This window comes from Citrobacter sp. TBCS-15 (genome assembly GCF_005280815.1).
In the GTDB taxonomy this organism is placed as follows: domain Bacteria; phylum Pseudomonadota; class Gammaproteobacteria; order Enterobacterales; family Enterobacteriaceae; genus Citrobacter; species Citrobacter werkmanii.
On record NZ_SZWK01000289.1, the window covers coordinates 58,913 to 79,892 of the forward strand.

Annotated in this window: 19 protein-coding genes; 7 read left to right on the plus strand and 12 right to left on the minus strand. The window is 53.2% G+C overall.

All coding sequences use genetic code 11. The features are described 5' to 3' along the window. Positions 1-1,773 carry an aspartate--tRNA ligase gene (gene aspS, locus FDW96_RS15985; RefSeq protein WP_042307805.1) on the minus strand — a complete coding sequence of 591 codons (1,773 nt, stop codon included), beginning with the start codon at positions 1,771-1,773 and terminating at the stop codon, positions 1-3. Positions 1,774-2,039: 266 nt separating this feature from the next. On the opposite strand from aspS, the gene FDW96_RS15995 reads away from it, so the two are divergent. From FDW96_RS15995 to cmoB, 5 genes are read left to right on the plus strand one after another with little or no spacing between them, the layout of a single operon-like run. Next, positions 2,040-2,606 carry a hydrolase gene (locus FDW96_RS15995; RefSeq protein ID WP_079223715.1) on the plus strand — a complete coding sequence of 189 codons (567 nt, stop codon included), beginning with the start codon at positions 2,040-2,042 and terminating at the stop codon, positions 2,604-2,606. Continuing rightward, positions 2,603-3,421, plus strand: a complete 819-nt coding sequence (locus FDW96_RS16000; protein ID WP_137348895.1) for a DUF72 domain-containing protein — start codon at positions 2,603-2,605, stop codon at positions 3,419-3,421. Before FDW96_RS15995 ends, FDW96_RS16000 begins: the two co-directional genes overlap by 4 nt. A 51-nt stretch (positions 3,422-3,472) precedes the next feature. After that, positions 3,473-3,868, plus strand: a complete 396-nt coding sequence (locus tag FDW96_RS16005; RefSeq protein WP_003833847.1) for an MAPEG family protein — start codon at positions 3,473-3,475, stop codon at positions 3,866-3,868. 40 nt (positions 3,869-3,908) lie between these two features. Continuing rightward, entirely contained in the window at positions 3,909-4,652 is a 744-nt protein-coding gene (cmoA, locus tag FDW96_RS16010; RefSeq protein WP_042307799.1) for a carboxy-S-adenosyl-L-methionine synthase CmoA, read from the plus strand. Next, positions 4,649-5,617: a tRNA 5-methoxyuridine(34)/uridine 5-oxyacetic acid(34) synthase CmoB gene (gene cmoB, locus FDW96_RS16015; RefSeq protein WP_038641441.1), complete on the plus strand. Its 969-nt coding sequence runs from the start codon at positions 4,649-4,651 to the stop codon at positions 5,615-5,617. The genes cmoA and cmoB overlap by 4 nt, the downstream gene beginning before the upstream one ends. 235 nt (positions 5,618-5,852) lie before the next feature. Here the strand turns inward: cmoB and cutC are convergent, their stop codons facing one another. Further along, positions 5,853-6,599 carry a copper homeostasis protein CutC gene (gene cutC / locus FDW96_RS16020; protein ID WP_137365939.1) on the minus strand — a complete coding sequence of 249 codons (747 nt, stop codon included), beginning with the start codon at positions 6,597-6,599 and terminating at the stop codon, positions 5,853-5,855. Positions 6,600-6,601: 2 nt separating this feature from the next. Next, positions 6,602-7,168 carry a VOC family protein gene (locus FDW96_RS16025; RefSeq protein ID WP_042307793.1) on the minus strand — a complete coding sequence of 189 codons (567 nt, stop codon included), beginning with the start codon at positions 7,166-7,168 and terminating at the stop codon, positions 6,602-6,604. Positions 7,169-7,406: 238 nt separating this feature from the next. Here FDW96_RS16025 and argS point away from each other — a divergent pair, with 238 nt between their 5' ends. After that, positions 7,407-9,140: an arginine--tRNA ligase gene (gene argS, locus FDW96_RS16030; RefSeq protein WP_079223710.1), complete on the plus strand. Its 1,734-nt coding sequence runs from the start codon at positions 7,407-7,409 to the stop codon at positions 9,138-9,140. A 182-nt stretch (positions 9,141-9,322) separates the two neighbouring features. Further along, the gene (mrdA, locus tag FDW96_RS16035; RefSeq protein WP_137365940.1) at positions 9,323-11,254 is read left to right on the plus strand and encodes a penicillin-binding protein 2; all 1,932 of its coding nucleotides are present in this window, start codon (positions 9,323-9,325) and stop codon (positions 11,252-11,254) included. Here the strand turns inward: mrdA and FDW96_RS16040 are convergent. The 9 genes from FDW96_RS16040 to cheR form a co-directional block, all read right to left on the minus strand. After that, complete coding sequence (locus FDW96_RS16040; protein WP_137365941.1) at positions 11,226-12,365, minus strand: glycoside hydrolase family 105 protein; 1,140 nt, start codon at positions 12,363-12,365, stop codon at positions 11,226-11,228. The two genes, mrdA and FDW96_RS16040, sit on opposite strands and share 29 nt — an antisense overlap. Beyond that, complete coding sequence (locus FDW96_RS16045) at positions 12,366-13,952, minus strand: MFS transporter (RefSeq protein ID WP_137365942.1); 1,587 nt, start codon at positions 13,950-13,952, stop codon at positions 12,366-12,368. It abuts the gene before it with no gap. Positions 13,953-14,213: 261 nt separating this feature from the next. Further along, a complete protein-coding gene (gene flhe, locus FDW96_RS16050; RefSeq protein WP_061381096.1) occupies positions 14,214-14,606 on the minus strand; it encodes a flagellar protein FlhE in 393 nt (130 codons plus the stop codon). Next, positions 14,606-16,684 (minus strand): flagellar biosynthesis protein FlhA, encoded by a 2,079-nt coding sequence (gene flhA / locus FDW96_RS16055; RefSeq protein WP_042307781.1) that lies wholly within the window; start codon positions 16,682-16,684, stop codon positions 14,606-14,608. The genes flhe and flhA overlap by 1 nt, the downstream gene beginning before the upstream one ends. Then, complete coding sequence (gene flhB / locus FDW96_RS16060) at positions 16,677-17,828, minus strand: flagellar biosynthesis protein FlhB (RefSeq protein ID WP_042307779.1); 1,152 nt, start codon at positions 17,826-17,828, stop codon at positions 16,677-16,679. The genes flhA and flhB overlap by 8 nt, the downstream gene beginning before the upstream one ends. Before the next feature lie 157 nt (positions 17,829-17,985). Beyond that, positions 17,986-18,630 carry a protein phosphatase CheZ gene (cheZ, locus tag FDW96_RS16065; protein ID WP_029139578.1) on the minus strand — a complete coding sequence of 215 codons (645 nt, stop codon included), beginning with the start codon at positions 18,628-18,630 and terminating at the stop codon, positions 17,986-17,988. A gap of 13 nt (positions 18,631-18,643) precedes the next feature. Further along, positions 18,644-19,033, minus strand: coding sequence for a chemotaxis response regulator CheY (gene cheY, locus FDW96_RS16070; RefSeq protein WP_042307777.1), 390 nt, complete (start codon positions 19,031-19,033; stop codon positions 18,644-18,646). A gap of 18 nt (positions 19,034-19,051) precedes the next feature. Beyond that, complete coding sequence (locus FDW96_RS16075) at positions 19,052-20,101, minus strand: chemotaxis response regulator protein-glutamate methylesterase (protein ID WP_038641470.1); 1,050 nt, start codon at positions 20,099-20,101, stop codon at positions 19,052-19,054. Next, complete coding sequence (gene cheR / locus FDW96_RS16080; protein ID WP_038641472.1) at positions 20,098-20,970, minus strand: protein-glutamate O-methyltransferase CheR; 873 nt, start codon at positions 20,968-20,970, stop codon at positions 20,098-20,100. Before cheR ends, FDW96_RS16075 begins: the two co-directional genes overlap by 4 nt. Positions 20,971-20,980: the final 10 nt, after the last annotated feature.

The window sequence follows — 20,980 nt, forward strand, 5'->3', positions numbered from 1 at the left end:
TCAGTTATTCTCGGCCTTCTTCACAACCTGAATGCTCAGTTCCGCCAGCGCAGCTTCATTGGCGAAGCTTGGCGCTTCAGTCATCAGACACGCGGCTGCCGTCGTTTTCGGGAAGGCAATAACGTCGCGAATGTTATCAGTACCCGTCAGCAACATGGTCAGACGATCCAGACCAAACGCCAGGCCCGCATGCGGCGGTGTACCATATTTTAGCGCATCCAGCAGGAAGCCGAATTTCTCGCGCTGCTCTTGCTCGTTAATGCCCAGAATACCGAATACGGTCTGCTGCATATCACCGTTGTGAATACGGACGGAACCACCACCGACTTCATAGCCGTTGATAACCATATCGTAAGCGTTGGCAACCGCATCTTCCGGCGCAGCTTTCAGCTCAGCAGCGGTCATGTCTTTCGGCGAGGTGAACGGGTGGTGCATCGCGGTCAGACCGCCTTCACCATCGTCTTCAAACATCGGGAAGTCGATGACCCACAGCGGCGCCCATTTCGACTCGTCGGTAATGCTCAGATCTTTGCCCAGTTTCAGACGCAGCGCGCCCATCGCGTCGGCAACCACTTTCTTGTTGTCGGCACCGAAGAAAATCATGTCGCCGTCTTGCGCACCGGTACGCGCCAGAATCGCTTCCACGATTTCTGCGTTCAGGAACTTAGCCACCGGGCTGGTGATACCTTCCAGACCTTTCGCGCGCTCGGTGACTTTGATGTAAGCCAGGCCTTTCGCGCCGTAGATCTTAATAAAGTTACCGTAATCATCGATCTGCTTACGGCTTAAGCTCGCACCGCCCGGTACGCGCAGGGCTGCGACACGGCCTTTCGGATCGTTCGCCGGACCAGAGAACACCGCGAACTCAACGTCTTTTACCAGATCGGCGACGTCAACCAGCTCCATTGGGTTACGCAGGTCTGGTTTATCGGAGCCGTAACGGCGCTCAGCCTCGGCAAAGGTCATGATCGGGAAATCACCGAGATCCACACCTTTCACTTCCAGCCACAGATTACGCACTAACGCTTCCATCACTTCTCGCACCTGCGGCGCAGTCATGAAGGATGTCTCCACATCGATCTGGGTAAATTCAGGCTGACGGTCAGCACGTAAGTCTTCATCGCGGAAGCATTTTACGATCTGATAGTAGCGGTCAAAGCCAGACATCATCAGCAGCTGTTTGAACAGCTGAGGAGATTGCGGCAGCGCGTAAAACTTGCCTTTATGAACGCGGGAAGGCACCAGATAGTCGCGCGCACCTTCCGGCGTCGCTTTGGTCAACATCGGGGTTTCGATGTCGAGGAAGCCGTGATCGTCCATAAAACGACGAACCAGGCTGGTAATTTTGGCGCGTGTTTTCAGGCGCTGCGCCATTTCAGGACGACGCAGATCCAGATAACGATACTTCAGACGCGCTTCTTCGGTATTGACGTGGTTAGAGTCCAGCGGCAGTGAGTCTGAGCGGTTGATGATGGTCAGATCGGACGCCAGTACTTCAATTTCGCCAGTCGCCATATCGGCATTGACGTTTTTCGCATCACGCGCACGCACGGTGCCCGTAACCTGGATGCAGAACTCATTACGCAGTTCGGAGGCCAGCTTTAACGCGTCCGCACGGTCCGGATCGAAAAATACCTGCACGATACCTTCGCGGTCGCGCATATCGATAAAGATCAGGCTACCAAGATCACGACGACGGTTGACCCAACCACACAGAGTCACCTGCTGCCCCTCGTGGGACAGACGTAGCTGCCCGCAATATTCTGTACGCATGAGATATCCCTTAACTTTGCCGCAGGCGGATTGTCACCTGTCTCGCAGATGACGAAGTCGCAGCTTTAGCTGAATGTCACAACTGAATGAAAAAAGGCGGCTATTATACTGGAAATTCTGCCGCACGATAAGTCCGGTACTGACTGTACGCCTGTTTCCTCGACGGGCATTGCGTAATCTCACAAAAAATAACAAAAATTGTCGCCCCTTTCACACTGATTCGCGATTAAGGTGTAACGGAATTCTTATTTTTTACTGGAGTGACCATGCTGGAACTGAACGCAACAACAACCGCCCTTGTCGTTATTGACTTACAGGAAGGGATCCTGCCTTTCGCTGGCGGACCACATACGGCACACGATGTGGTTACCCGCGCCGCACGGTTGGCGGAAAAATTTCGTGCTAAGGGTTCTCCAGTAGTAATGGTACGCGTTGGCTGGTCTGACGATTACGCCGAAGCGCTGAAACAACCGGTTGATGCCCAGGCTCCGGCCAAAGCGTTACCCGACAACTGGTGGGATTACCCGCAAGCTCTGGGCAAATGCGCCAGCGATCTGGAAGTCACCAAACGTCAGTGGGGAGCGTTCTACGGTACCGATCTCGAGCTACAGTTGCGCCGTCGGGGTATCAATACCATCGTTCTGTGTGGCATCTCCACGAATATTGGCGTGGAATCCACCGCACGAAACGCATGGGAGCTAGGTTTTAATCTGATCGTTGCGGAAGATGCCTGTAGCGCCGCCAGTGCTGATCAGCATCAGGGCAGCATGACACACATTTTCCCACGTATCGCGCGCGTTCGCAGCGTGGACGAGATCCTGCAAGCGTTATGATCTATATCGGCTTACCCCAGTGGTCGCACCCGAAATGGGTGCGACTTGGGATCACCAGCCTGGAAGAGTATGCCCGCCACTTTAACTGTGTGGAGGGCAATACCACGCTATATGCGCTGCCAAAAGCCGAGATTGTCACCCGCTGGCATGCACAAACCACCGATGCGTTTCGATTTTGTTTTAAGTTTCCGGCCACTATTTCACATCAGGCCGCGTTGCGTAACTGTGATGATTTGGTACAGGAATTTTTCACGCGCATGTCACCGCTGGAAGCGCGCATCGGGCAATACTGGTTGCAATTACCCGCCACCTTCGCCCCACGCGACCTGTCTGCTCTGTGGCCGTTTCTCGACGCGCTCCCCAAATCCTTTACCTACGGTGTCGAAGTTCGCCATCCGGATTTCTTTGCCAAAGGCGAAGCCGAGCAGCAACTGAATCGCGGCCTGCATGAACGAGGTGTAAATAGGGTTATCCTGGACAGTCGCCCAGTGCATGCCGCCATCCCGCATACTGAAGCGATACGCGAAGCACAACGTAAAAAACCGAAGGTTCCGGTTCATGCAGTGGTAACGGCCAATCATCCGATGGTGCGTTTTATCGGTAGCGATGATATGGCACAAAACCGACAGTTATTTGCAGTTTGGTTAACCAAACTGGCGCTGTGGCAACAGTCCACGACGCCGTATTTATTTTTGCATACGCCGGATATCGCGCAGGCCCCGGAGCTTGTAGACACGTTATGGGCGGATTTACGTAACGCCCTGCCAGAGATCGGATCAGCACCGTCTATTCCACAGCAATCTTCTCTTTTCTGAAATTGCCACCTATCATAGAGAGTGCCATCTGCCATTTTAAAGGGAGTTTGTATGGTAAGCGCGCTTTATGCCGTATTGGGTGCGTTATTGTTAATAAAGTTCTCATTTGACGTAGTTCGCCTGCGTATGCAGTACCGCGTTGCTTATGGTGACGGTGGTTTTAGCGAACTGCAAAGCGCTATCCGTATTCATGGTAATGCGGTGGAGTATATTCCTGTCGCGTTAGTGCTGTTGTTATTTATGGAAATGAACGGCGCAGAAACGTGGATGGTGCATATTTGCGGACTGATGTTGATTGCCGGACGACTGATGCATTATTACGGATTCCACCACCGGCTTTTCCGCTGGCGGCGTTCAGGCATGAGCGCGACCTGGTGTTCGCTGTTGCTAATGGTGCTGGCGAATCTTTGGTATATGCCCTGGGAGTTGGTTTTCTCCCTGCATTAGCGCACAATACGCCACTTTATTTTTCCCGGATTTTTACGTTATGTCTCACCGCGACACGCTTTTTTCTGCGCCTATCGCCAGTCTGGGTGACTGGACCTTTGATGAACGGGTAGCTGAAGTCTTCCCGGATATGATCCAGCGTTCCGTTCCCGGCTACTCCAATATCATTTCGATGATTGGCATGCTGGCCGAACGTTTCGTCCAACCCAACACGCAGGTCTACGATCTCGGCTGCTCTCTGGGCGCGGCGACGCTCTCAGTGCGTCGCAATATTCATCACGAGAATTGCAAAATTATTGCCATTGATAATTCCCCGGCGATGGTGGAGCGCTGCCGTCGCCATATTGACGCTTATAAGGCCCCTACTCCGGTTGAAGTCATCGAAGGCGATATTCGCGACATTACTCTCGAAAACGCCTCGATGGTGGTGCTGAATTTTACCCTGCAGTTCCTTGAGCCAGCTGAGCGCCAGGCATTGTTGGATAAGATTTATCAGGGACTGAATCCCGGTGGCGCGCTGGTGCTGTCGGAAAAATTCAGTTTCGAAGACGCTCAAGTTGGCGAGCTGCTGTTCAACATGCACCACGACTTCAAACGCGCAAACGGCTATAGCGAACTGGAAATCAGCCAGAAGCGCAGCATGCTGGAGAACGTGATGTTGACCGACTCCGTAGAAACACACAAAGCGCGCCTGCATCAGGCTGGTTTTGAGCACAGCGAATTGTGGTTCCAGTGCTTCAACTTTGGTTCCCTAGTGGCGCTGAAAGCTGAGGTCAGCGCATGATCGACTTTGGTAACTTTTATCAACTGATTGCCAAAAATCACCTTTCCCATTGGCTGGAAACGCTTCCGGCGCAAATCGCTGCCTGGCAGCGCGATCAGCATGGCTTATTTAAGCAGTGGTCGAATGCGGTGGAGTTTTTGCCAGAGTTAACGCCGTATCGTCTGGACTTACTGCATAGCGTCACCGCAGAAAGCGAGCAACCGCTCAGCGACGGTCAACTCAAACGCATCGACACTCTGATGCGGAACCTGATGCCATGGCGGAAAGGGCCATACTCGCTGTACGGCGTCAATATCGATACCGAATGGCGCTCAGACTGGAAATGGGATCGCGTCCTGCCGCATTTATCGGATCTCACCGGGCGTACCATTCTCGATGTCGGCTGCGGCAGCGGATATCACATGTGGCGTATGATTGGCGCGGGGGCGCACCTGGCGGTTGGCATCGATCCTACGCAATTGTTCCTGTGCCAGTTTGAAGCGGTGCGTAAACTGCTGGGCAACGATCAGCGTGCGCATCTGCTACCGCTGGGTATTGAACAGCTTCCGGCGCTCAACGCCTTTGATACCGTGTTTTCCATGGGCGTTCTGTATCATCGGCGTTCCCCGCTGGAACACCTGTGGCAGTTGAAAGATCAGTTGGTTAAAGAGGGTGAACTGGTACTGGAAACGCTGGTAGTCGAGGGTGATGAAAATACCGTACTGGTGCCGGGTGACCGCTACGCGCAGATGCGTAACGTCTATTTTATCCCGTCTGCGTTGGCGCTAAAAAACTGGCTGGAAAAATGCGGATTTGTTGATGTACGCATCGCCGATGTCTGCGTCACCACTACCGAAGAGCAGCGTCGCACCGAGTGGATGATAACCGAATCGCTGGCCGATTTCCTCGACCCGAACGACCACAGTAAAACGGTAGAAGGCTACCCCGCCCCATTACGTGCGGTATTGATTGCGCGTAAGCCGTAATGGATTGCCGAATGACCGTTACGTATAGCACCGTTTCTCCAAAATAGTTCAAGTTGCAGCAAGGCGACAACGCAGCAAATCCCCGGGAGCGTAGATAACTACGTGACCGGGGTGCGCGAGGCGGCTAACGCTGCTGCGGCTTGAAATATGAAGGAGAAAAAAAGGCCCCTGTTGAAATTGCAGGGGCCTGGTACGAGCAAGCATCATATTGGGCGACATGATGCAACGGTAAAAATCAGCTGGCCTGATGGCGTGCCATGATTGCTTTCATTTCAGCAACCGCCGCTCCGTCTACCGCATAGCGAGAATACTCATCCGCCTGCGTATCCGAAGACATCGACAACCCCGAATTGCGATAACGCATTGGGGAAGCCAGCCATACTCCGGCAGAACTATGGACTTCCTGCACTCCAGCATCCAGGAACAGGGACAAATTCGAGGCGCGAACCCCCGCTCCGGCCATAATGATTGGAGCACCCGCCAGCGCAATAAGTTCCATTATTTTTGTTAAACCTTGCACTGCATCTGATTTTTGCCCAGAAGTCAGCACTCTGGCGATGCCCAATTCAGCTAATTTTTGTAACGCATTGAGTGGGTTAGCGCACATATCAAACGCCCGATGAAAAGTGACATTCAGCGGACCGGCAGCAGCCATTATTTTTTCCATGCGCGGCATATCGACATTGCCATCCACATCTAAAATACCGGTCACCAGCCCTGGAAATCCCAGTTCTCTGACCATCGCAATATCATCCAGCATTGCCGCGAATTCACCGTCGGTATAACAAAAATCCCCTCCACGTGGGCGGATAATGGGGTTGACGGGAATAGCCACATGTTGGCGAACCGAACGCAATACGCCCAGTGACGGCGTTAAGCCCCCTTCTTTGGGCGCCGCGCAAAGCTCAATGCGATCCGCGCCGTTTTGCTGCGCCGTAAGCGCGCATTCCATGCTGTAACAGCAAACTTCCAGTAAGGCCATGTTCACTCCTGTCGCTCACTTGCCACAATGGTTTCAATCGACCACGGATGAAACTTTATCGTCACACTGCCATCGCTGACCGCCAGCGTAGGATTCGGTAAGCGCTCCCGCTCTCCTTTCGGTGAGCTGGTTTTCACAAAGATGCCCGGCTGACTCAGGCCTTGATCGGAAAGCAGCGCCAACGCTCGCGCATTCAGCGTCTCCGCATCTCCCGGCAGGACAATCTCAATATGTTCCCAACCTTCATGTGGATAACGCTTTTCTCCCGGCCACGGCAGCTCTACGATAGAAAATGTCCAGTGCAGGACGCAAACCGGCTCATGGAGTTTGAACAGGCAAATGGGTCTGCCATTGATGATGTTCTCTGACAATAATTCACCGCACTGCTCAAATCCACGACGCCAGCGCTCTGCGGTAGTATTTTGATGACAACGCAAAGAAATGTGATCGGCTTCAAGCGGTGTGACATCCAGACCAAGACGGGTGGAAAGTTCCGTTAACGCCTGCGCGAAATGCGGTAAATCTGCGGAAATATCATGCAGTTCTGCAACTGTTTGCCAGTTCGCCATAATAAAAGCTCATATCCATGTTCAAAGCCGCTAATTTACTCTGTTGCGCTGCGCCATCCAACCGCTGTTTTTTTCGAACGCAATATGCATAATTATACGTAATTGCGTTGCTTTCATTTCCGACAGCGCACAGTACTCGCGATGCTGACGACAACGGGCATTTGCAGTATACTCCCGCCCTAAATTCTTAAACTGGCGCGGTGAATTTTATCCCGCTTCATAAATGTAAGGTATTCCGGTGAATATTCAGGCTCTTCTCTCAGAAAAAGTCAGTCAGGCCATGATTGCTGCAGGCGCGCCTGCAGATTGCGAACCGCAGGTTCGTCAGTCAGCAAAAATACAGTTCGGTGACTATCAGGCCAACGGCATGATGGCTGTCGCTAAAAAACTGGGTATGGCGCCGCGACAACTGGCTGAGCAGGTGCTGACTCATCTGGATCTCAACGGGATTGCCAGCAAGGTTGAAATTGCTGGCCCGGGCTTTATCAATATTTTTCTCGATCCGGCATTTCTGGCGCAGCATGTTCAGCAGGCGCTGGCCTCCGATCGTCTGGGCGTAACTCAACCGGCTAAACAAACCGTTGTTGTTGACTACTCCGCGCCTAACGTAGCGAAAGAGATGCACGTGGGTCACCTGCGTTCCACCATCATCGGTGACGCAGCGGTGCGTACGCTGGAGTTCCTCGGCCACAATGTTATTCGTGCTAACCACGTCGGCGACTGGGGTACTCAGTTTGGTATGCTGATCGCATGGCTGGAAAAACAGCAGCAAGAAAACGCCGGAGAGATGGCGCTGGCTGACCTTGAAGGTTTCTACCGTGACGCGAAAAAGCATTACGACGAAGATGAAGCCTTCGCAGAACGCGCCCGTAGCTATGTTGTTAAACTGCAAGGCGGCGACGAATATTTCCGTGAGATGTGGCGCAAACTGGTCGACATTACCATGTCGCAGAACCAGTTAACTTACGATCGCCTGAACGTCACGCTGACCCGTGACGACGTCATGGGTGAAAGCCTGTACAACCCGATGCTGCCAGGTATCGTGGCAGATCTGAAAGCTAAGGGCCTGGCCGTTGAGAGTGAAGGCGCTACCGTCGTATTCCTTGATGAGTATAAGAACAAGGAAGGCGAACCGATGGGCGTTATCATTCAGAAAAAAGATGGCGGCTATCTCTACACCACCACCGACATCGCCTGCGCCAAATATCGTTACGAAACGCTGCATGCTGACCGCGTTCTCTATTACATCGATTCCCGTCAGCATCAGCACTTAATGCAGGCCTGGACCATCGTCCGTAAAGCCGGCTATGTGCCGGATTCCGTGCCGCTGGAACACCACATGTTCGGTATGATGCTGGGTAAAGACGGTAAGCCGTTCAAAACCCGCGCGGGCGGTACGGTTAAACTGGCCGATCTGCTGGATGAAGCGCTGGAACGCGCTCGTCGTCTGGTGGCTGAGAAGAACCCGGATATGCCTGCCGATGAGCTGGAAAAGCTGGCGAATGCGGTCGGTATCGGCGCGGTGAAATATGCGGACTTGTCCAAAAACCGTACCACTGACTACATCTTCGACTGGGACAATATGCTGGCGTTCGAAGGCAACACCGCGCCGTACATGCAGTATGCCTACACCCGCGTACTGTCCGTGTTCCGTAAAGCGGATATCGACGAGAACGCGCTGGCAAATGCGCAGGTCATTATCCGTGAAGATCGCGAGGCCCAACTGGCCGCTCGTCTTCTGCAGTTTGAAGAAACGCTCACCGTCGTTGCCCGTGAAGGTACGCCGCACGTGATGTGTGCCTACCTGTACGACGTAGCGGGTCTGTTCTCCGGCTTCTACGAGCATTGCCCTATCCTCAGCGCTGAGAACGAAGAGATTCGTAACAGCCGTCTGAAGCTGGCGCAGTTGACTGCGAAAACCCTGAAGCTGGGTCTGGATACGCTGGGTATCGAAACCGTAGAGCGCATGTAAGTTCGCAAGGATTGAGGCCTGAGTCTGTAACGCGGACTCAGGCCTTTTTTATTTCCGTAACAGGCTATCTGTAACAACTCACAAGGAATGACACATTTCCGTAGAGATATGGAACATATTTGGCCTGTCATCCCGTTTGAGCCTCCGTATCATTAGGCGGCGAATTAATCGGGTACGGGTCAATGACATTCAGAGATTTTGAGGCGGAAGAAAAACTCTTCCAGCGGCGTGTAATAGTGGCCTTTGGCGTGGTGGTCATCTGTTTTGGCATCCTGATTTACAATCTCTACAACCTACAAATCCGTCAGCACCAGTATTACACCACCCGGTCGGATGCAAACGACATCAAAATGCTGCCAGTCGCCCCAACGCGAGGCATGATTTACGATCGCAACGGCATCCCGCTGGTGCGCAACGTAACCTGGTACGACATTTCCGTTACGCCTTATAAAATCAGCGATATGGATGCCCTAATCAGGCAGTTAACGCCGATCGTTGACCTTACCCCGGATGACATTGACCAGTTCCGCCATGAGCTAAAATCCAGCAGCCGTTATCGCCCGGTAGTGCTAAAAAATGCGCTGACCGATGTAGAAATCGCCCGTTTCTCGGTTAACCAGTTTCATTTCAGTGGCGTCAATATCAATAGCTATGAAGACCGCCAGTATCCCTATGGCGCCGCACTGGCGCATGTCCTTGGCTATGTTTCAAAAATCAACGACAACGATCTGAAAGCACTGGATAAAAAAGGTCTGGCAGAAAACTACGCCGCCGATCACAACATCGGCAAGCAGGGTATTGAGCACTATTACGAAAACGAACTGCATGGAAAAACCGGTTATCAGGAGGTGGAAGTCGATAACCACGGACGCATCGTCCGCTTGATCAAGGATGTGCCGCCCGTTGCCGGAAAAGATATCCATCTGACGCTGGATTTACATTTACAGCAATACATTGAGAGTCTGCTGGCGGGCCAGCGTGCGGCAGTACTGGTGGAAGATCCGCACGATGGTTCCGTGCTGGCGATGGTCTCAAACCCCAGCTATGACCCCAATCCGTTTGTCAAAGGCATCAGCTATCAGGACTATAACAAGCTGCTGCAGGATAAAGACCTGCCTTTAATCAACCGCGTCACGCAGGGGCTGTATCCTCCCGCCTCCACGGTCAAACCTTACATGGCGATGTCTGCTTTACTGGACGGAGTCATCACCCCGCAGACCAGTTTCTTCGGTGCCCCCACCTGGACGCTCCCCGGCACCGAGCGGCATTATCGTGACTGGAAAAAAACCGGTCACGGTATGCTGGACGTCACCAAAGCGATTGAAGAATCCGCCGATACCTTCTTCTATCAGGTGGCGTATATGATGGGGATCGACCGGATTAACAGCATGCTCAGCCAGTTTGGTTACGGTAAACCGACCGGTATCGATCTTGATGAGGAGTATGACGGCCTGCTCCCGAGCCGCGAATGGAAGCAGAAAGTACATAAAAAAGCATGGTATCAAGGGGATACCATTTCTGTTGGTATCGGCCAGGGCTACTGGATTGCCACGCCAATCCAGATGGTAAAGGCTATGGTAGCACTGATTAACAACGGCAAAGTCATCGCCCCTCACCTGCTACTTGATGAAGAAAGCGGCAAAATCCACACACCGTACCAGGCACCTGAAGCACCGTCGCAAATCGCCTCTGCATCGTCACCCTACTGGGGGCTGGTGCGTCAGGCGATGTTCGGCATGGCAAATGAACCAAACGGCACCGGGTATAAGTTCTTTCACACCGCACCTTACGGCATTGCGGCGAAAAGTGGCACATCACAGGTCTTCAGTCTGAAAGAAAATCAGACCTACAATGCGAAAATGATTCCGGTCCGTTTGCGCGACCATGTGTTTTATACCGCGTTTGCGCCCTATAAGAACCCGAAAGTCGCCGTGGCATTAATCCTCGAAAATGGCGGCAGCGACGGCGTAACCGCCGCGCCGGTCATGCGGCAAATCATGGATCATCTGTTTGCGCCGCAGGATAATGCCGCGCAAACAGAGGTGCCCCAACAAGCAGGTCCGTTAGCGGCATCTGCCAACGAGTTCAAAAATACTTACGCAAGTATTCGGTAAGGCACAGTATCGCCATTGCCTGTCCATATGGCATGGAGGTCCGCGGGATATTGCGGTAAAAATCGAGATTGTGCCCCATTCCGGTACCAAACGAGGTGTGCAACAATTCTCCTTCTGGTGAGATATGTTGCACAATGCCTCTGATGGCTTTTTCGGCCACCGCAGCATACTCGTGGCCGACATAGCGTTTACGTACCGCTTTGAGGATCCCATACGCAAATCCGGCTGTGGCTGACGCTTCCAGATACGACTGCGGATCGTCCAGCAGCGTGTGCCACAATCCACTTTCATCCTGGCACGTAGCCAGCGCCGCGATTTGCGCGTGCAGAACCTGAACCAGATAGCGGCGAACGGCACTGTTTTCTGGTAAATCGAGCAGTTCGAGGAAGTCCGGGATCACGATAGTTAACCAGCTGTTGCCACGCGCCCAGCGGGCGTTGGCAAAATTATGCTGTCCTTCATAACTCCAGCCGTGGAACCACAGCCCCGTTTCTTTATCCATCAGGTTTTGTACATGCAGCAGGAACTGATAGGTTGCCTCTTCAATATATTCTGGACGGTTGAGCAACTTGCCGATTTTCGCCAGTGGCAAAACCGTCATCATCAGCGTGTCATCCCACATTTGCTGATGATTCTCTTCCGCCAGCGTAATGTGCTGCATACCGCCGAATTTGGTACGCGGCATATCATGCATTGCCCATTCAGCCCAGCTGTCGAGCCACGGCAGATACGCGGGGTTACGCGTCTCTTCATAGCGGTATGCCAGCGTTAAAAACGGTGCCATAGTGTTAACGTTTTTGGTGGTAGCGCCTTCAGCAAAGCGTTCGGCAAACCAGTTGTCGATGATATCGCGCATCGTTTCATCGCCGGTTTGCTGATAATACTGATACATCCCGTACAGGCCGACACCGTGCGTCCACTCCCATCCCGCCCAGCCTTTGGTATCAATAACGCGTCCGTCGTCCAGACGCAGCAGGAATTCGCCCGTCTCGTCATGAATATTGACCAGGTTATGCGTCACCTTTTTGATCAACGTTTTTAATTCATCCCTGGCAATAAAATGGTCTGGTTGACGCAATAACGGACTGTGTTTAACGGGGTAAACAATCATTTACTTCACCTCTGTCAATGTCGAATTCAATGCGGCACCCTTTTCCAGTTTCGGTGCAGCTGGCTTATTACGATTCAGGTAACCAATATTGTTGTTACCCCAAAGTGATTCATATGGCATGCCTGACAGCACCTCTACGGTCGCGCGGCCTTTGGCAGAGAGTCCCTCCGGCACGGGGCGTCCCGACGCCCGCATTTTTGCGGTCTCTTCACGCAGGATACTGTGGGTTTGCAGGTTCAGTTTGAAGCGTAGGGAAACCAGGAAACCCAGCGCCAGAACAATTAGCGTACCGCAGCTCAGAATTAACAGAATGGTATGGCTGACCGCCGCGGGTTGTACGTTGTGACCGGAGACAAAACCGGACATCTGCATGACAATCCCTACCAGCATCACCGCTCCCGCCTGCGACGCCTTACGCGTTAACGTCATGATGCCAGCGAAAATTCCTTCCCGGCGCTGGCCGGTAATCACTTCATCAACATCGGCAATATAGGTATAGGTATTCCAGGGAACATAATTGATCCCGCCGCGTCCCAGGCCCGCAATGGCAGAGACCAGCAGCAACAGAGAATAAACATCGCTTAACCCGGCATAATAAAGCAGCGCATAAGAGAGAGAACTCGCGCCAAACAGGACAACGACCATCCGGTATGATGGCGCGGGTCCAAAGCGGATACACAATGGGATCATGGCGATAACGGCAATAAACTGGAAGATAGCCATCGTTCCCAGCAGGTTTGACGCCATCGAGGCTTCCTGCATCAGCACAAACACCACATAGTAAGTAAAGACGGCGTTAAAAACGTCCTGCGCTATATAGCCGCCGAGATACATTCCTAAATGCTGACGGAAGATACGGATGCGCAGTGTTGAACTCAGTTCAACGAACAGGCGGTTCATGCTTTGGCTAAAGGTCAGCTTTTTCTTCTCTTCTTCGGCTCGCAGCGCGGCTTCAGTCCACTCAGCACGTGGGCGCTCCCAGGTAAAGAACCAGACGAAAGTCAGCATCAGCGCGCACAGCACAGAGAACACCAGGCTGGCATAGAAAAAAGACACCGGGTTATCTTTGCCAAACAGCGTTAGCAGAACGCCGGGTAAGAACGAGGCCAGAATAGCTGACATTTGCGCCATCGAAATACGTGCGCCAGAAAACTTGGTTTTCTGTTTAAAGTCATCGGTCATTTCGGGCACCAGCGTTTCATAAGGCACCAGAATCATGGTGTAGACCACGTCAAAAATCAGATAGGTCAGCAGGTAATAGCAGAACCCCATGTCACCCACCCACATCAGCGAGTAGCTAAAGACGCAGGGGATCCCCAACAGAATAAAAAACTTACGTCGCCCGAAGCGTTTACCGAGCCAGGTGGAACCAAAGTTATCGGTTAAAAAACCCATTAACGGGCTAACCACGGCATCCAGCACCCTGGCGGTGGCAAAAATGAAGGTCGCCTCGATAGGCGTCAGACCACAAAACGTAGTGTAAAAATAGAGCAGCCAGGCGGCGGTTAATGCCGTGGTGCCTGCGCCTAAAAAATCCCCCGAACCGTAGGCAAAATAGTTAACCAATCCGATTTTACGTGTCTTCATTGCCGTTACCCCTGCACATTATTGGGAGGCCCCGCAATCCTCGCATTGATATTGGGCGTCCTTTCAGGGTCACAGTAAAAGCTAACAGCAAGTGAAACCTTTCTGTTTCTGCCAGGGATGTTCGCGAAATGGCAACAGCACAAAGAGTCCGGCAACGTATGTCACCAATTTTATAAAACAGCGTTTCTTTTTAATCAAAGCGGAGGGCTAAAATTGCGAAGCAGCCAGCAGTTTCTGCTGCTGGCCTAATGAAGAGAGGCGTTAACGATAGTTCACAATCACCTGATTGCTCTGTACTTGTAAGGCGGGGATCAGGCGACCGCCGCCAGGAACTTCCCAGACAAAATGCATAGGTTCAATGGCAGGAACATTATTGAACCCGTTGGTGGTGCCACTTTGCCCGTCCAGCTCGACACAACGAGACTGAGAGCATAAACGCACACGTAACCCTGCAGGAGTTGGGCCATTAAGCTCATAGCGCCACGCCACTAAGGTCATCAAACCCGAGACTGGTTGGCTCGGAACCAGAGGTGCAGACGACGCTGACTGACCACGGTGGTTTAAGGTGATCCCCATCCCGCTTGCCTGCCATGCCCCTTCTCCGGCTGCCTGTACCGCCAGAGGAAACAACAACAGCCACAGTAAGTTACGCATTATTTACCTCCAATAGTCGCCGTCATGCGGATATGGCGGTTATCAGAAAGCTCCATGTTCGATAACACCACCAACTGCGGAATGCTGCGACGTAAAAAGCGTGCCAGTAACGGACGTAACGCGTGATTAACCAGCAATACCGGCGGCGCGCCCAACATTTCCTGGCGGGAGAGCGCTTCCTGGGTTTGGGCCAGCAGCCGGTCCGCCAGACCAGGCTCCAGACCGCCGCCGCCCTGTAATGCTTGCAGCAGCAGACGTTCAAGCGGGGTATCCAGGCCAATAACCTGAACCTCTTCATTACCCGGGAACCATTGCTGGGTGATGGCGCGCCCCAGCGCAACACGGACTACCGCAGTAAGCTCATGCGGATCGTTTTGCAGCGGCGCATGTTCAGCCAGCGTTTCGAGAATGGTGCGCATATCGCGAATCGGTACTTTTTCGTCCAGTAAGTTCTGCAGTACTTTGTGCAGTGTGGTCAGCGTCACAACCCCAGGGACCAGATCTTCGGTTAGCTTTGGCATCTCCTGTGAGACGCGGTCCAGGAGCTGTTGCGCTTCCTGGCGCCCGAACAGCTCCGCGGCAAACTGACCAATCAGGTGATTCAGATGCGTAGCGACAACGGTACTGGCTTCAACCACCGTAAAGCCCTGAATCTGCGCCTGTTCCTTCAATGCGCTCTCAATCCAGATAGCGTCCAGACCGAAAGCCGGATCGACCGTTTTCTCACCCGGCAACGAACCTGCCGCCGTCCCTGGATTAATGGCCAACCAACGTCCGGGATAAGCGTCCCCGCTGCCGATTTCCACCCCTTTCATCAGAATGCGATAGCGGGCGGGTTGCAGATCCATATTGTCGCGGATGTGGACCACCGGCGGCAGGAAACCCATATCCTGGGCAAATTTCTTACGAATACTGCGAATGCGCCCCAGAAGCTCGCCATCCTGCTGAAAATCCACCATTGGGATCAGGCGGTAACCCACCTCCATTCCCAGTGAATCCTCCAGTTGAACATCGTTCCAGGTGGCTTCCACCACAGAGTTATTTTCCGGCATTTTCACCGGCTGAGGCTCAGCAGGCGCTTTAAGTTCGCGACCACGCATCCACCAGGCCAGACCCAGTAACGCAGCGGTAAACATCAAAAATACCAGGTTTGGCATACCAGGTACCAGGCCCAGCAAACCCAGCACCGCTGCACTAAGCAGCATAACGCTTGGATTACTGAACAGTTGGGTCACCATCTGTTCGCCTACATCCTGGTCGGTACTCACGCGGGTCACAATAACACCCGCCGCTGTTGAGATGACCAGCGCGGGGATCTGCGCGACCAGGCCGTCACCGATAGTCAGCAGGGTATAACTTTCCGCTGCGCTTCCCATGCTCATGCCATGCTGTAACACCCCGACCAACAGGCCGCCGACGACGTTGATCACCATGATCAAAATACCGGCGATGGCATCTCCGCGTACGAATTTACTCGCACCGTCCATCGAACCGTAGAAGTCCGCTTCCTGCGTCACTTCCGAACGTCGTTTTTTGGCTTCATCTTCACCAATCAGTCCGGCATTCAAGTCGGCATCAATCGCCATCTGCTTGCCGGGCATACCATCCAGCACGAAGCGCGCGCCAACTTCAGCAATACGACCAGCGCCTTTGGTGATAACCATAAAGTTAATGATGACGAGAATAACGAAGACCACGATACCGATGGCAAAGTTACCGCCCACCAGGAAGTGACCAAAGGCTTCAACCACCTTCCCCGCCGCCGCCGCACCGGTATGTCCTTCCATCAAAATGATACGCGTAGACGCGACGTTCAGGGCCAGGCGCAGTAATGTGGTGAACAGCAAAATCGTCGGGAATGCAGCAAACTCAAGCGTGCGCTGTGTAAACATCGCGACCAGCAGCACCATGATCGACAGCGCAATGTTAAACGTAAACAGCAGATCGAGGATGAAAGCCGGCAGCGGCAGTACCATCATCGACAGGATCAGCAGAATGAGGATCGGCCCGGCAAGGATTTGCCATTGCGTGGATTTCATGTTGCCGGGCAGGCGCAGCATCGCGACCAGATTAGCCATCAGTATTCTTCTCGTTCATAAAATCCAGTGCGTCAGGCACCGGAAGGTTTTCAGGTTGTGGTGGCGGCTTGCCGCCTGCCAGACGCCAGCGTTTTAACTGCCATACCCATGCCAGCACTTCGGCAACGGCGGCATATAATTGACCCGGTATTTGCTGACCAATCTCCGCATGGCGATATAATGCACGCGCCAGCGGTGGTGCTTCTAACGTTGGAACACGATGCTCGGCGCCAATCTCACGAATACGCAGCGCCACCAGCCCCGCGCCTTTGGCAACAACTTTCGGCGCACTCATTTTGTTCTCGTCATACTGCAACGCCACCGAGTAGTGCGTTGGGTTGGTCACAATGACGTCCGCTTTCGGTACATCCGCCATCATGCGACGCTGTGCCGCCGCGCGCTGCATTTGGCGTATTTTGCCCTTAACGTGCGGGTCGCCTTCGCTTTGCTTAAATTCGTCACGGATATCCTGACGCGACATGCGCAACTTTTTCACATGGCTATAAATCTGGAAAAAAACGTCGAATCCGACCATGGGAATGACGCCCAGCACCACCAACAACGCGCACATACCGACTAAATCCAGGGCGTTGCCCATCGCCGTAATCGGAGATTCCGCCATCAGCCGCATCATCGCTGGCCAGTTATGCCAAAGATAAAATCCGGCCACGCTTCCCACCAACGTGGACTTCAGTATCGCTTTGAGTAGTTCGGCACCGGTTTGCGCGGAAAACATGCGTTTAATGCCCGGCAGCGGATTCAGCTTAGAGAACTTGGGTTGCAGAGATTTACCACTGAAGATCAAGCCACCAAGCATCACGGGTGAGATCAATGCCACCAGAACGACGCCAGTAATCAACGGCAACAGCGCAATCATCGCGTCTTTAATCAGCAGGATGATTTGGCTGAGGATCAGATTTGGGTCATTGACCATACTGTGGTCAAACCGTAGCCCAGCCGACAGCATGCCAGCCAGTCTGCGGGCCAGCGACTCCCCGCCAATCCAGATAATGCATACTCCCACCAGCAAAATAAGCAGTGAAGTCAGCTCTTTGGATCGGGGGATCTGCCCTTCCTCCCGTGCTTTTTCAAGTCGGTGGGGTGTGGGGGCTTCTGTTTTGTCGTCGTCGCTTTCTTCTGCCACGCATCAGACCCTGGATAGACGTATAGGCGAGAATGATGCCAGAACAGCTATCCGGCAATGGGCAGAGTAAGCGGTAAAAAAGACGGGATTTATGGCTTTAAGCAGAATTGCGCGTAAGCCGGATGAGAGGTCACGCCCCACATCCGGCAAATACTCATCAGAAACCGAGGCTGTCCAGCAGGTCGTCAACCTGATCCTGACTTGCCACCACGCCAGCTTTTGAGGTGTCAACCTGCGGGCCGTTCAGCAAGCTTTCGTTTTCGCGTTTTGGACGAGCGCCCTGCTCCGGAATGTTTTCCAGCAGAACCATCAGCAACTGACGTTCAATCTCCTGAATAACATCCATCATGCGCTTGATGACCTGACCAGTGAGGTCCTGGAAATCCTGCGCCATCATGATGTCCAGCAGCTGGGCATTAGTAAAGCTGGTATGTCCAGGCACGTCACCAAGGAACTGACGGGTGTCGGTAACCAGTTCACGGGCATCAGACAGCTCGATCGGATTTTCGAACCATTCATCCCAGCGTTTGGTCAGGTCTTTGGCACCTTTTTCCATCGCGTCCTGGTGCGGCTGCGAAGCTTCCACGCTGTTCAGCGCGCGCTCTGCCGCCTGCGCGGTCATTTGCACAACGTAATCGAGACGATCGCGGGCATCAGGAATCGCTTCCGCCGCTTCGGCAATGGCCTGATCCAGCCCCAGTTCGCGCAGGCTGTCGCGCAGCATTCGGGTCAAACTGCCGATGCGCGCGATGATGTCCCCTGCTGAGTGTTCGTCAGCAGGTTTAATTTGTGGTTGCATCATCATTATCACACCCTCACATGCCCAGTTTCTCAAAGATCTTATTGAGTTTTTCTTCCAGCGTCGCCGCAGTAAACGGTTTCACGACATAACCACTGGCTCCTGCCTGTGCTGCCGCAATGATGTTTTCTTTTTTCGCTTCTGCCGTAACCATCAGCACCGGCAGGGAGGACATTCCGCCATCTGCGCGAATGGTTTTCAGCAGTTCCAGGCCGTCCATGTTCGGCATGTTCCAGTCGGAAATGACAAAACCAAATCCCCCAGCCTGCAGCTTATTCAGCGCATCCACGCCGTCTTCCGCTTCTTCAACATTGTTGAACCCCAGCTCTTTGAGCAGGTTACGCACGATGCGACGCATGGTGGAAAAGTCATCCACAACCAAAAACTTAAGCTCTTTATCCGCCATAAAAAATAGACTCCTGATTCAAATACGTATTGCCTGTCCGGCACTGATTTTCGCCAACATTTGCTGGCTTACCTGGCTAAGATCGACCACTTCGCTTACGCCACCCATATTGATGGCCTCGCGCGGCATGCCGAACACCACACAACTTGCTTCATTTTGCGCAATGGTCCAGGCGCCAGCCTGGTTCATCGCTAACATTCCGGCGGCGCCATCGTTGCCCATACCGGTCAGGATCACTCCCACGGCATTGCGCCCCGCATGTTTTGCCACCGAATGGAACAGCACATCCACTGAAGGCCGGTGTCGGTTAACCGGCGGGCCGTCATGAATTTTGATTTGGTAGTTCGCGCCGCTGCGCGCCAGTTCCATATGTTTGTCACCGGGCGCAATATACGCATGCCCCGGGAGAACGCGTTCCCCGTCTTCTGCTTCTTTCACCGTGATCTGACACAGTTTGTTCAGACGTTCGGCGAACGAGCGGGTAAATCCTGGCGGCATATGCTGGGTGATAAGAATACCCGGACTTGAAAGCGGCAATGGCTGGAGTACATGGCGAATTGCCTCTGTTCCTCCGGTTGAGGCGCCAATCACCAGCAATTTTTCCGAACTGAGTAACGGCCCTGCCTTCAAGGTCGTCGGTGCAGCCATGGGCTTATGGGCCGCCAGTTTTGCCCGCGACGCGGTGCGGATCTTCTCCGCGATCATTTCGCTGTAGGCCAGCATCCCTTCACGGATCCCCAGTTGTGGTTTGGTGACAAAATCAATTGCCCCCAACTCCAGCGCCCGCAGCGTAACCTCTGAACCTTTACCGGTCAGCGAAGAAACCATGACTACCGGCATCGGACGCAGACGCATCAACTTCTCAAGAAAGTCGAGGCCGTCCATGCGCGGCATTTCCACATCCAGCGTCAGGACGTCGGGATTGTATTTTTTGATTAAATCCCGGGCGACCAATGGATCCGGTGCCGTCGCCACCATTTCCATATCGCTGTGGCTATTAATAATTTCGGTCATGATTTGACGCATCAATGCAGAATCATCAACCGACAACACCCTGATTTTACTCATGCTTTATCCTTACCTGGCGCATGTGCATACACGGTCTGTCCACGCAGGCTAAACTCGCGCACGAGGTTGCTAAAGTTTTCTGAATGACCTGCAAATAGCAGCCCATCGGGTTTAAGAAGTGGAACAAAACGGTGCAAAATATCCTGTTGCGTCGTTTTATCGAAGTAGATCATTACGTTACGGCAAAATATGGCATCGAAGGGCCCTGGCACGTTGTACTGCTTATCCAGTAAATTCACGCTGGAAAATTCAACATGCCCCGCCAGCTCCTGCCGGACGCGTACCAGCCCTTCATGCGGTCCGGTGCCGCGCATGAAATAACGCTGCAACTGCTGGGGTGACAGCGTCTTCAGCTCATCAAGACGGTAAATGCCGCTTCTGGCCTTTTCCAGCACTTCGGTATCAATGTCGCTGGCAAAAACACGCCAGCGCCCCGGCGCCATACCTAAGGTATCGGCGAGCGTAATGGCAATGCTGTACGGCTCTTCTCCGGTTGACGCTGCCGCACTCCAGACACGATATTCACCGCTACGCCGACGAGCATGATCTGACAGCACCGGAAAATGGTGCCCTTCGCGAAAAAACGCGGTCAGGTTGGTGGTCAGAGAGTTAATAAAAGCCTGCCACTCAGCACTGTTCTGGTTAGCTTCCAGCATGCTGAGATAGCGACCAAAGTCATCCAGTCCCAGGGTTCGCAGACGGCGGACCAGGCGGTTATACACCATGTCCCGTTTATGGTCGGCCAGTACGATCCCCGCACGCTGGTAGATTAATTGACATATCCGACGAAAATGCGCGTCAGACAGCGCGAGGCGCTGTGTCATCTGTAACAATAATGACGTTTGCCCGGAGGGCAGAGATGATGTCATAGCGCCTTCT